10 protein-coding genes are annotated in these 12,439 nt (G+C 67.3%); 5 read left to right on the forward strand and 5 right to left on the reverse strand.

Annotation, left to right across the window (positions count from 1 at the left end; translation table 11 throughout):
* The first annotated feature begins 11 nt into the window (after positions 1-11).
* Positions 12-1,940 (forward strand): UvrD-helicase domain-containing protein, encoded by a 1,929-nt coding sequence (locus WA670_RS02755; protein WP_336156849.1) that lies wholly within the window; start codon positions 12-14, stop codon positions 1,938-1,940.
* Here WA670_RS02755 and WA670_RS02760 read toward each other — a convergent pair.
* Positions 1,937-3,703 carry a hypothetical protein gene (locus tag WA670_RS02760; RefSeq protein ID WP_336156850.1) on the reverse strand — a complete coding sequence of 589 codons (1,767 nt, stop codon included), beginning with the start codon at positions 3,701-3,703 and terminating at the stop codon, positions 1,937-1,939. The two genes, WA670_RS02755 and WA670_RS02760, sit on opposite strands and share 4 nt — an antisense overlap.
* Positions 3,704-3,906: 203 nt before the next feature.
* Here WA670_RS02760 and WA670_RS02765 point away from each other — a divergent pair, with 203 nt between their 5' ends.
* Positions 3,907-5,319, forward strand: coding sequence for an alpha-L-fucosidase (locus tag WA670_RS02765; protein ID WP_336156851.1), 1,413 nt, complete (start codon positions 3,907-3,909; stop codon positions 5,317-5,319).
* An 18-nt stretch (positions 5,320-5,337) separates the two neighbouring features.
* Here WA670_RS02765 and WA670_RS02770 read toward each other — a convergent pair whose 3' ends face one another.
* Positions 5,338-5,994: an MBL fold metallo-hydrolase gene (locus tag WA670_RS02770; RefSeq protein WP_336156852.1), complete on the reverse strand. Its 657-nt coding sequence runs from the start codon at positions 5,992-5,994 to the stop codon at positions 5,338-5,340.
* 42 nt (positions 5,995-6,036) lie between these two features.
* A complete protein-coding gene (locus tag WA670_RS02775) occupies positions 6,037-7,344 on the reverse strand; it encodes an MFS transporter (protein WP_336156853.1) in 1,308 nt (435 codons plus the stop codon).
* A gap of 110 nt (positions 7,345-7,454) precedes the next feature.
* Here WA670_RS02775 and WA670_RS02780 point away from each other — a divergent pair, with 110 nt between their 5' ends.
* The gene (locus WA670_RS02780) at positions 7,455-8,372 is read left to right on the forward strand and encodes a LysR family transcriptional regulator (RefSeq protein ID WP_336156854.1); all 918 of its coding nucleotides are present in this window, start codon (positions 7,455-7,457) and stop codon (positions 8,370-8,372) included.
* 79 nt (positions 8,373-8,451) lie between these two features.
* Positions 8,452-9,336 (forward strand): alpha/beta fold hydrolase, encoded by an 885-nt coding sequence (locus WA670_RS02785; RefSeq protein ID WP_336156855.1) that lies wholly within the window; start codon positions 8,452-8,454, stop codon positions 9,334-9,336.
* A 94-nt stretch (positions 9,337-9,430) separates the two neighbouring features.
* On the opposite strand, the gene fbaA is transcribed toward WA670_RS02785, so the two are convergent.
* Both fbaA and WA670_RS02795 read right to left on the reverse strand, forming a co-directional pair.
* Positions 9,431-10,462 (reverse strand): class II fructose-bisphosphate aldolase, encoded by a 1,032-nt coding sequence (gene fbaA / locus WA670_RS02790; RefSeq protein WP_037808805.1) that lies wholly within the window; start codon positions 10,460-10,462, stop codon positions 9,431-9,433.
* A gap of 104 nt (positions 10,463-10,566) precedes the next feature.
* A complete protein-coding gene (locus WA670_RS02795) occupies positions 10,567-11,388 on the reverse strand; it encodes an LLM class F420-dependent oxidoreductase (RefSeq protein ID WP_043834768.1) in 822 nt (273 codons plus the stop codon).
* A gap of 62 nt (positions 11,389-11,450) precedes the next feature.
* On the opposite strand from WA670_RS02795, the gene WA670_RS02800 reads away from it, so the two are divergent.
* On the forward strand, positions 11,451-12,365 hold the full coding sequence (locus tag WA670_RS02800; RefSeq protein ID WP_134727670.1) for an aldo/keto reductase: 915 nt from the start codon (positions 11,451-11,453) through the stop codon (positions 12,363-12,365).
* The last annotated feature ends 74 nt before the right edge of the window (positions 12,366-12,439 follow it).

Here is a 12,439-nt window from a genome sequence, read left to right on the forward strand (position 1 = left end):
CGCGGGGCTCCGTGGCACTCAGCGCGCATGCCCGCAGGCAGGTCCAGCGGCAAGCCACGCACCTGATCGCGGAGCGGTTCCGGGATCCCTTGCGGCGCAACGCGTTGACCGGGTTGCTGGAGCGGACCGCCGAAGGCTGGCACCTCGCGGTGCGCACCGGAGATCCGGGGACCGCCGACGCCTTCCTGATCGGCCGCGCCGGGGTGTTTGCAGTTGTTGTCACCGATCCGCCGCCGGACGAAGCGACGATGCGAGAGGTGGCGCGGGACGCGGAAGAGCGGTTCGCCGGGCTGCCCGGTCCAGGCGGACAGCGCATCGCCCGGAGCGCGGTGACCCTGGTCGCGATCGTCGGCGCACAGTCTCCTCGGGGACCGCGCAACGCCGGGCCGTTCTGGGTGTTGCCCGCGGCCAAACTGGACCAGCTTTTCCGGCGTGACACGGTGCATCTGACCGTTCGGCAAGCCGCCAAAATCGCCGACGGGCTCGCCGCGCGGCTGCGTGGCTACGAGTGGCTCACGGTCTCGGCGCCGGAGAAGGAAGCCGGGTCGTTCGAGCTGCTCTCGGCGGAGAGCGTCGCGGACGACCAGCTGATCGCGGCGGTGGAGCGGCCGTTCGAAACGTGGATGACGTTCCTGCATCCCGACCAGGCAGCGCTGGCGGCGCGGAACTACTCCGGCCCGGCACGGATCAGCGGTCCGGCCGGGACCGGGAAGACGGTGGTCGCGCTGCACCGGATGCGGCATGTCGGCCGCCGAAGCACCGGTCCGCTGCTGTTCACGACATTCGTGCGCACGCTGCCGCCGGTCAACGAGACGACGTTCCGGCGGCTCGCTCCGGAGCTGGCGGACCGGGCGCAGTTCATCAGCCTGCACGCGTGGGCACGGGAGTTCCTCAAGCGCCGCGGGATCGAGCTAAACACCCATTCGCGGCTGACCAAGGCCGCTTTCGGGCGCGCTTGGAAGGAGCACCGCGAACCCCTGGAGCGGCTGGGTCCGAACTACGACTACTGGGAGACCGAGGTCCAGCGCATCATCAAGGGCCAGGGCATCCGAACGCTGGAGAAGTACCAGTCCATTCACCGGGCCCGGCGTGGGCTTCGGCTCGATCGCGGGCAGCGCGAGAAGGTCTGGCAGCTGTACACGACGTACGAGGAGAATCTGGCCGCGAACGGGTTGCACGACTTCCACGACCTGCTGTCCCGGGCGAGCACCGAACTCGAACGGCAGCCGCTCGAAGAACCTTATGCGGCCGTGGTGGTCGACGAAGCGCAGGACATGACGCTGACCGGCCTCCGGCTGTTGCGCACGATCGCGGGCGACGGACCGAACCAGCTGCTGCTCGTCGGCGACGGACAGCAGCAGGTCTATCCCGGTGGCTGGCGGTTGTCCGACGCGGGGATCCCGATCCAGGGCCGCGGCGAGGTGCTCAAGGTCAACTACCGCAACCGCGCGAGCATTCTCGACTTCGCCCGGCGGATCAACGCGGTCGACGACCTGGACGGTGCGGCGGGAGTTGCGCTGCGGGACGCGGATTCGGTCAACGAGGGCGGCGTCGTGCAGTCGTGGACCGGCACGCTCGCCGAACTTCCGGATGCGTTGGCTGGGACGGTCCGTGCGCTGGAAATTCCGCTCGGCGAGACGACGCTGATCACCTTCAGCAATGCGGATGCCGATCAGTTCCGACGGTTCCTGGAGTCCGCTGGCGTGCCGACACGTGCGCTCGAACGCTACGTCGGAGCGGCGGAGGATCGGCTGCACGTCGGGACTGTGCACCGAGCGAAGGGGCTCGACTTCCGCGCGGTGCTGGTCGTCCAACTGCCGCGTCCTGCACCGGAAGACCCTGCTGAGCAAGAGGAACAGCGTGAGTTGCTCAGCAGACAACGGCTGGTCGCGGCTACCCGGGCGCGGGACTTTCTGCGGTGGGGCGTCGTCCAGTCCTAACTGGACAGAAGGCGCCGGTAATAGTCGGTGGCCGGTTTGATGCCGTGGTTTGGGTCGGCGTTGTACAGGCCGTCTGGACCTTTCGGGCCGAAGCTGTACGGCTGGTACAGCGTCGCGCAGGAGGGTTCGGTCTTCGCAAGTTGTTGCCAGCGTTGCCATTCCGCGTCGTAGCGGGCGAGGTGGTAGCGCATCGCGGCTTTGTCGTGTGCGCCGGCGTAACCGCGCAGCATTACTTCCCAGCCGTGGTGCACGACGCGGTGCCAGGATTGGCCGTAGCGCGCGGACACTCGCAGGTACGTCCGGTCGGCGTGATTGCGCAGTGGAAGCGTGCCGGACAGCGCGACGATTTCGTCGCACATCCGGGCCGCCTGGGCTTTTTCGGCGAGCACCGGTTCGACCCGGCCAGCGGCGACGATCGCGGCGTAATCGCTGGTCAGATCCTTGTCGGAGCCGCCGAGGAACTGGTCGCGGGTCCACATCAGCCTGCCCATCGGGTGTACCACGCTGTAGTGCCCGCGCAGTACGGCGGCCGCCGACAGCAACGCGAGCCGACGGAAGCGGCGGACTTGGTCGCCGTGCAGGCCGAGGCGCGTCGTCGCGTATTCGGTGAACGCGCCTTCCTCGCCGAGACCGGTGTCGCGGGTCCAGCGGGCGATCACCCAGGTGTTGAGGTCGCACCACAGTTCGTTCTGCAGATACGGTCCGCGCCAGCCGCCGCCTCGGGACCAGGTCCAGATTCCGGCGATGATCGGGTTGTCGGCCACCTCGGCGAGTCCGATCGGACCGGTGCGCGGCTGGGTGCGGAATTCTTCGAAACCGTTGACCACGCCGTCGATCACGTAATTCGGGAACGCGCCTTTGCCCTCGTACTCGCGTTGGCATTCCACTTCGATGATCTGCCGGTGCTTGCCGACGCCGATGGTGCGGTTGAACGGAATGGTCCGCCAGAAGTCCTTCGCGGTGTGCTTGATCGAGAAGACCAGGTTTTCGTGCGTTTCGACCTGGTCGGTGACCTGCCGGTAGAAGTCGGGGTCACTGGTCAGCTTGTCGCTGCCGGTCGACCAAGTGCGGTAGAAGACCCGCTTGCCAGCCCGTACGCACAACTCGTCGCGGAGGATGCCGAGCAGGGTCAGGTGGCTCGTGGCACCGTTGGTGATTGGGTTGTTTCCGGTGTGGAACGGCACGTTCTGCACGTACGTCTCGCCGGTGCGCACGACAATTCCGTCCAGACCGGGGAAACGCGCGCAGATCTCGCGCAGCATCAGCCGGTGGATCTGCTGAGTGAGCGGGCGGTCGAAACTGATTCGGCCTTGGCTGTCGAGGATTTGGTCGCCATACAGTTCGACCAGGCGTTTCGGCAGTACGATGATGTCGGTGAAGAAATACGCCGCGATGCCCGCCGCGTGCGCTCGCGCGATGTGTGCGTCGATCTTCTTCGCGGTGGCCTCGACCCAGGCGCGACCCGATGAGCCAGCGGGGAAAATGCGCTCGTCGAACGTCTCGAAGGTGATCGCGGTTTGCGGCGGGGTAAATTCGTTGATCACCTGACCGTCGTAGCCGTAGCTCTTCAATGTCGCGGGATCGTTGAAGCGACTGGAAAACAGCGGTTCGCCGGGATTGTTCTGAACCATGTCGAGCAGGAACGGCAGCCGTCGCCCCGGCTTCGGGTCAGCGAACGCGGTCCCCGCGGTGGCAGCGAGAGCCGCAAGGGCGACCCCGCCGCGCAACGCCGTCCGCCGACTGGTTTCCCACGCTGCACCCATTGCGGCCACCCCTCAATAGATCTGATGTATTCACCTGACCATAAGAACGGCATTCGACCACGTCAATCGGCCAACCGTCGTGTTCATGCTTGTGAACAGCTGTCTTGACCAGACAGAATGCTTGCCGGTCGTTCGCCGAGCTGGTACCCCTGAAAGGCCAAGACATCTGATGACCGCCGCCGCCGACGGGAGTGGATGCGTTCATGGACCAGGCAGGAATCAGCCGCCGCAGCGTGCTCGCCGCCGCGGGCTTGCTCGGACTCACCGCGACACCGGCGCGAGCCACCCCCGCCGCGACGCCTTGGTACCCGTCGGCCAAGTTCGGCATCTTCATCCATTGGGGCGCTTATTCAGCCGCGGCCTGGGGCGACGCCAGACACGCCGCCGAGTGGTACCTGTACGCCATGAACGTCACGGATCCCGCGCGTGGCACCGGAACTCGTGACCACCACCTGAAAACCTACGGCGCGGATTTTGCGTACGACCAGTTCATCCCACGCTTCACCGCCCGCCGCTACAACCCGCACTCCTGGGTACGCCTGTTCGAACAAGCCGGAGCCCGGTATTTCGTGCTGACTTCCAAGCACCACGACGGTTTCCAACTGTTCCGCAACACCGCGTCCGACCGCAATTCCGTCCGCATGGGCCCACGCCGCGACCTGGTCGGCGAACTCTTCTCGGCCGCCGCGCACACCCGACTCAAACGAGGCCTCTACTACTCGCTGGGCGAGTTCTACAACCCCGCGCTCGGCACCGCCCCCAGAAACCCTTACACCGGCGCGGAAATCCCCTACACCGGATACCGCCCAGTCACCGACTACGTGACCCAATACGAGCACGTACACCTGAAAACCCTGATCGACCACTACGATCCGGATATCCTGTGGGCAGACGGCCAGGGCTACCACGAATTCGGCGGCGGCCCGATCTTCCGGCCGAAGACGTGGGACTGGCGCAGCGACGAAATCCTGTCCTACTACTACCGCAACGCCGCCGATCGCCGTTGGCCGAAGAGCGTACTGGCGAACGACCGTTTCGAAGCTTCGCACGCGGATTTCGCGACCGTCGAGGGCGACAACAAGAAGTACGTCCTGCGCCCGGATCCGTGGGAAGCCTGCTTGAACATCGGAAAGTCGTGGGGTTACAACGAAAACGAGGACCCGGCGAAGATCAAATCCTCGGTACAGTTGCTCCGGCTGCTCGCCGAAGTGGTCAGCAAGAACGGAAACCTGCTGCTCAACATCGGCCCCCGCGAGGACGGCACGATCGCGGATTGGATGAGCTCGCGCCTGCTGGACATGGGCCACTGGCTGCGAATCAACGGCCGCGCGATCTACGGTTCCACGCCGTGGACCCGAGCCATGGACGGCGACCTCTGCTACACCCGGACGCACGGCGCGTTCAACCTGATCCCACTCCATTGGCCAGACGGCCGGCTCCTCGTGCCGGGGGATGTGCCGATCGGCCCCCGGTCGCGAATCCGCTTGCTGGGCGGGCATTCCCGGCCACTGCCGTGGACCCGCACGTCGGACGGGATCGTGATCGAGTTGCCCAGGCGCCGGATGGATGACTTCACGGAGGAGTTTCCGGCGGTGCTTTCGGTGACGGATTGGTAGGTGCGCCGTGCGACCCGCTCACCAGCCGCGTTCGCGCCACTCCGGAAGCTTCGGGCGCTCAGCCCCCAACGTGGAATCCCCGCCGTGTCCCGGATAGAACCACGTCTCGTCCGGCAACTCCCCGAAGATCTTCTCCTCCAAATCCTTCAGCAGCGACGCGAAGCGAGCCGGATCCTTCTCCGTGTTCCCAATCCCGCCTGGGAACAGCGAATCGCCGGTAAAGAGGTGCGGAGTCCCCTCCGGATCACGGTAAACAAGCGCGATACTCCCCGGCGAGTGACCGACCAGATGCCGCGCCGTCAACTCGACCTCGCCAACGCGGATGGTGTCGCCGTCGTCCACCGGGACGTCGATGCGGGCCTTGATCCCATCGATGTCGTCGCGCCCGGCATAGGTACGGGCACCGGTTGCCTCGGCGACCTCCGGCAGTGCGATCCAGTGGTCCCAGTGCTGGTGCGTCGTCACGATGGACGCGAGACCGCCGTCGCCGGCCAGGGCGAGCAGTGTCTGCGGGTCGGCGGCCGCGTCGATCAGCAGTTGTTCGCCGGTGGCTCGGCAGCGCAGCAGGTACGCGTTGTTGTCGATCGTGCCGACTGAGACTTTCGAGATGGTCAGACCGCTGGTCTCCCGCACGTCGGCGGGGCCGCCAGTGGTCACCACTCCGGTGTAGGTCATGGAGCTCCTCTCTCGTCACAGTCCAGCCAACCGACGCGACGGTCAGCCGTCAACCAGGGCGGCCGGTTCCGCGGTCTGCTCGGCAGGGGTTCGGCGGCGCGCCACCCCGACCACGCCGACGACGGTCAACCCGATCAGAACGACATAGAAGACCGCGAGCGCGACCCAGCTCCCGCCGCCGAGGGTGAGGGCGAGTTGCCCGATCAACGGGGTCGTCCCGCCGATCAGCGTCGCCGACAGCTGGTAGGCCACGGAGATCCCGGTGTACCTGATCCGCACCGGGAACGCTTCGGCGAGGAACCCGGCGAGCACCGCGTAGTAGCCGGCGGTCGGGATCATCACCGCGACGAGGACCAGCAGGATCCCGACTGGATTCCCCTTGGAGACAACGAAAAACGCGGGGAAGGCGAGAACGATCGCGGCGCCGAGGTTGAGCACCATGAACCGCGCGGTGCCGATCCGTTCGGCGATGCGGGCCGCGAACGGCTGCCATCCGAACTGGGCGACGACCGGGCCGAGAAGGATCAGCAGCATCACTTGCCGGTCCACGCCGAGCTGACCGGTCGTGTAGGACAGCATGAATGTCGAGGTGAAGTACGCGCCGCCGATGCCAAGCGCGCAGGCGAGAACGCCCATGACCAGCTTCGCCCAGTGGTGCCGCAGCAGTTCCGCGATTGGCACCTTCACGATCTGCTGATCGCTGGCCGCCGCCTCGAACTCCGGGGATTCCTCGACCTTCAACCGGATCAGCAGCCCGACCACCACCAGCACCGCGGAGGCCAGGAACGGAATCCGCCAGCCCCACGAGAGAAACGCGTCCTTGTCGATGAGGCCGACCACGATGAACGCGGTCGTCGCGAGGATGTTGCCGACTGGCGATCCCTGCTGCACCCACATCGCCGACCGCACGCCCCGGGCCCGTCCGGCGCTCTCCGACGCCATGAGGACGGCGCCGCCCCATTCGCCGCCGACCGCGAAACCCTGTGCGGCACGCAGCACCACCAGCAGGATCGGCGCGGCGACGCCCCATCGGTCCGCGCCGGGGAGCAGTCCGGTGAGGACGGTGGAAATCCCCATGATCATCAGGGTCACCACAAGCGTGTTCTTGCGCCCGAGGCGGTCGCCGATGTGCCCGAACACGATCCCGCCGAGCGGCCGCGACAGGAATCCCGCCCAGAAGGTCGCGAAGGAGGCCAGCAGCCCGACGGCGGGGCCTGCCTGCGGGAAGAAGACAGTGGGCAGGACGAGGGCGGCGGCGGTGCCGAAGAGGTAGAAGTCGTACCACTCGATCGCGGTTCCGACGAAAGCGCCGAGCGCGGCCCGGCGTGCGGTGTCGCCAGTGACAGTCATGCGGGGAGTCCCTTTCGGACGACGGCTCCGAGCGAGCCGTCCGGTCAGCGTGAGCTATCCGCGGCCATGCTGTCCAATGCCACTTCCGCATCGGAGTATGTTGCTGAGACATGGTGGATCTGACGCTGTTCGCCTCGTTCGTCGCGGTGGTCCAGGAGGGCTCGATCTCCGCGGGAGCCCGCCGGTGCAACATCACTCAGCCCGCGATGACGCGGCAGATCCAGCGGCTCGAACACAGCCTCGGCGTGCGGTTGCTGGTGCGCGGCAAGGGCTCGCTGCGGACCACCCCGGCCGGTGCCCGGTTCTACGACCGGGCGACCGACCTGCTGACGCTCGCCGAGAACGTCGTCGGACGCACTCAGCAGGAAGCCGCCCAGACCCGCGAAATCCTGCACGTGATCGCGCCGCCCGCCACGATTTCGTCGGTCGTCGCGCCGTATCTCATCGCCCGCGGCACGTCCGCGCCGCTTCTCGACTGCGACGAGGCCGAGCCGTTCCGCGTGTTCGACACCGCCGCGGCGAGGGGTGCCGACCTTGGCGTGTCGACCGGCGTGCCCCGTCCGGGATGGCGTCGGCGCGCGATCTCCTCGGCGCTCATCTGGGCGCACGTCCCGCCGGGGCACGAACTCGCGCGGCTGCCGGAGATCGAGGTCGCGGACCTGGTCCGGCACCCGCTCGTCCTGCTCACGCCGAACAGCGCCGCGCGCCGTCTGCTCGACCAGGAAGTGGCCCGGGTCGGCTGCCGGCTCGCCGATCCGCTCGTCGTCCGGCAGCCCGCCATCGCGGCCGCGCTCGCCGTCGCGGGCCGGGGGATCGCGGTGCTGACCGACGATCCGGGACCGGACGTGGTCGCGATTCCGATCCGCGGCGAGGCGGAACCGCTGCGGGTGCCGCTCTACGCCGGATGGGACCCGGACAACCCGCGCGCCCACCTGGTCGAGGAGACCGCGATCGACCTGGGCGACTTCTTCGAAGCACGCACCCGGGCGCGCGTCCGGACCCATCGCGAGAATGTCTCAGACGCATAATTCAATGCGTAGATATCATTCGACTGCATGACTAATCGTGGCCACTCTGGGAGCAGCGTCCCCGACTGAGGAGTGGTCCATGAGCAAGACCGAGCAGACCGTCGAGATCCCGCATCTCGGCGGATCGACCGTCGGCTGCACCTTCGCGAAACCGTACGACCCCGCGCTGCCCACGCTGGTCCTGATCAATTCGTACACCACGTCGGCCGAGCTGTACCGGCCGCAATTCGATGACCCGTCCTTGACGTCGGCAGCGAATCTGCTCGCGCTGGAACCGTACGGACACGGCCGGACGCGAGCCGGGTACCGGCACTTCACCTACTGGGACAGCGCGATCGCGAACCTCCAGGTGCTGGACGCCCTCGGCATCCGCGAGGCCCACGTGCTCGGAACCTCGCAGGGCGGCTGGATCGCGGTACGGATGGCGCTGCTCGCCCCGGAGGTCGTGCGGGGAGTTCTGCTGCTGGGCACGTCGATGGACTTCGAAAGCCCGCGCAGCCGGGAATTGGGCTGCTGGGACGGGATCGCGTTCAACACCCCGGTCGTCGACCTCCTCGCGGCTCCGGCAGGCGAGGACTGGGTCGTACCGGACGAATTCGTCGACGGCGTGTTCGGCACGGCGATGGGCGGACTGTCCGAAGAGGACCGGAAGTTCTGGCTGGCCGCCTACCGCGCGAACTACTCCGGCGACGCGGGGCGGCACCGGCTGCGGATCAGCACGGTCAACCTGCGGGACCGGGACGGGCTGCACGGCAGGCTCGACGAGGTCCGCTGCCCGGTCCGCTGGCTGCACGGCACGGCGGACCAGGTCTATTCGGTGGCGAACGCCGAGGAAGAAATCCGGATGTTCACGGCTTCCCCGGACGCGCGGCTAGAGGTGGTCGAAGGCGGGCAGCATTTCCTGAGCGCTTCGAATCCGGTTGAGGTGAACGCGGCTGCGCTGGATCTCGTGCGCGGGAGTTGAGCCGCGGCTCGCACCCGGCAGCCCCCCGCTACCGGGCAAAAAAGCCGGGAGGCCGCCCCGACCAAGAAGATCGAGACGGCCTCCCCAAGCAACGTCAGCCCAGCTTCTTGCCAGCCGAACCAAGCGCCTGCGTAGCCTCGACCACCCGGGTCGCCATGCCCGCTTCGGCGGCCTTCAGGTAGCTGCGCGGGTCGTACACCTTCTTGTTGCCGACCTCGCCGTCGATCTTCAGCACGCCGTCGTAGTTCTTGAAGAAGTGGTCCGCGATCGGGCGGGTGAACGCGTACTGCGTGTCGGTGTCCACGTTCATCTTCACCACGCCGTAGGACACCGCCTCGCGGATTTCCTCCGGGAGCGAGCCCGAGCCGCCGTGGAAGACCAGTTCGAAGGGCTTCGAGCCGGCGTCGAGGCCGAGCTTCTTCGCCGCTGCTTCCTGGCCGCCCTTGAGGACGTCCGGGCGGAGCTTCACGTTGCCCGGCTTGTACACGCCGTGCACGTTGCCGAACGTCGCGGCCAGCAGGTAGCGGCCCTTTTCGCCGGCGCCCAGCGCGTCGATCGTCTTCAGGAAGTCGCCCTCGGCGGTGTACAGCTTCTCGTTGATCTCCGCCTCGACGCCGTCTTCCTCGCCGCCGACGACGCCGATCTCGACCTCGAGGATGATGTTCGCCGCCGCGGCCTTGGCAAGCAGTTCCTGCGCGATCTGCAGGTTCTCGTCCAGGTCGATGGCCGAACCGTCCCACATGTGGGACTGGAACAGCGGCAGGCCGCCCGCCCGGACGCGTTCGGCGGAGATCTCGATCAGCGGGCGGACGAAGCCGTCCAGCTTGTCCTTGGGGCAGTGGTCGGTGTGCAGCGCGACGTTGACGTCGTACTTCGCCGCCACCACCTGAGCGAACTCGGCCAGCGCGGTCGCGCCGACAACCATGTCCTTCACCTTCTGCCCGGACGCGAACTCCGCGCCGCCGGTGGAGAACTGGATGATCCCGTCGCTCTCCGCCTCGGCGAACCCGCGGATCGCGGCGTTCACGGTTTCCGACGAGGTCACGTTGATGGCCGGGAAGGCGAATTCGTCCTTCTTCGCCCGGTCGAGCATCTCCGCGTACACCTCGGGGGTGGCGATGGGCATCGGTTCCTCCTCGAGACGACTGGCTTCTACAGCGGCATCGTACGAGGTGGACCGGCCGGGGCGACCGGTCCTACCTCACACGAGACGAAACCGACTGGAGCGATTCAGAGCAGCTCCGCCGCGATTGCCCGGTAGGCAGGGAACGGATCGTCGTCCAGCGACTGCACGCTGACGTGCTCAGCCCCCGCGTCGAGGTGCGCCTGCAGGCCCTTGGCCAGCGCTTTTCCGTCGCCGTGGACGGCCAGCGCGTCGATCAGCCGGTCGCTGCCCTTCCCCGCGATGTCCTCCTCGGAGAAGCCGTGCTTGAGCAGGTTCGCGGTGTAGTTGGACAGGCCGAGATAGAACTGCACCGTCTTGCGGCCGGTCTCGCGCGCCCGCTCCGGATCGGTGTCGAAGACGACCTTCTGCTCGGGGGCGAGCACGGCTCCAGCACCGAGGAGCTCCCGCGCCGCCCGGGTGTGCTCCGGGGTGGTCAGGTACGGATGCGCGGCCGCGGTGCGGTCGCGGGCGAGTTCGAGCACCTTCGGGCCGAGTGCGGCCAGCGCGCGCGACTGCGTGGGCACCCCGGCCGCGTCGAGCGCGTCGAGGTAGTCGACCAGCGCCGCGTACGGCTTCTTGTACTCCTGCGTGTGCTCGCGGTGGCCCGCGCCGACGCCGAGCAGGAACCGTCCCGGGTGCTTGCCCTCGATGCGATGGAACGCCCGCGCGATGTCCTCGGGCGCGTCGGCCCAGATGTTGACGATCCCGGTGGCGATCTTGATCCCCTCGGTCGCGGCCAGCAGTTCGTCGACGATCGCCAGGTCGCCGCCGGGAGACCCGCCGAGCCAGATCGTGCCGTAGCCCAGTTTCTCCACCTCGGCGGCGAACGCGCTGTCCACCGCGGTCGACATCCGCCACACACCTAGCTTGCCCAGTTCGATAGCCATGTCCCGCCCAACGCGCGAGAACCCGGTTTTCCTCCCGTCCCGGCCGGATTAGGTTCGAAAGCATGACGAAGCTCGGCACCACGGAATTGGACATCCACGGCCTCAACCTCGGCTGCAACGTCTTCGGCAACACCGCGGACGAACCCACGTCATTCGCTGTTCTCGACGCGTACACCGCGGCCGGCGGCAACTTCCTCGACACCGCCAACATCTACGGCGGCGGGGGCGGTTCCGAAACGATCATCGGCAACTGGCTCGCCAAGCGCGGCCGCCGCGACGACATCGTCATCGCCACCAAGGTCGGCGGGGGAGACCAGCGGCCCGGCCTCTCCGCGAAGAACATCGCCGCGGCGGTCGACGAATCGTTGCAGCGCCTCCGAACCGACCACATCGACCTGTACTACGCGCACATCGACGACCTCGACACCCCGCAGGAAGAAACCCTCGGCGCGTTCGACCAGCTCGTCCGCGACGGCAAGGTCCGCTACATCGCGGCCTCCAACTACGAGCCGGACCGGCTCGCCTCCGCATTGTCCATTTCGGACCGGAACGGGCTCGCCCGATACGTTGCCCTGCAACCGCATTACAACCTGGTCGAGCGCGACTACGAACGAGAACTGGCCCCGCTCGTCGCCAAGGAGAACCTGGCGACGCTGCCGTATTTCGGACTAGCCAAGGGATTCCTCACCGGAAAGTACCGTTCGAAGGACGAACCGGGCGACTCGCCGCGTGCCCCGCGGGCGCTGGCCTACCTCGACGCCCGGGGCGAACGGGTGCTCGCCGCGCTGGACGAGGTGGCCGCCGCGCACCAGACCTCGGTCGCCAGCGTCTCGCTCGCGTGGCTCCGCCAGCAGCCGACCGTCGCCGCGCCGATCGCCAGCGCGCGGACCCCGGAGCAGCTCGTTGACCTGCTCGCTTCGGTCGAGCTGACCCTGACCGACGCCGAACTCACCGCTTTGGGCGAAGCGTCGAACTGATACTTACCGAACAGTAGCTTACTGCGGGTAGGTTGTTGTACGGTGCCCTCCGGACAGGCAAAACCGGCTCAGGA

The sequence above is a fragment of the Amycolatopsis sp. VC5-11 genome, assembly GCF_037034185.1.
In the GTDB taxonomy this organism is placed as follows: domain Bacteria; phylum Actinomycetota; class Actinomycetes; order Mycobacteriales; family Pseudonocardiaceae; genus Amycolatopsis; species Amycolatopsis nivea.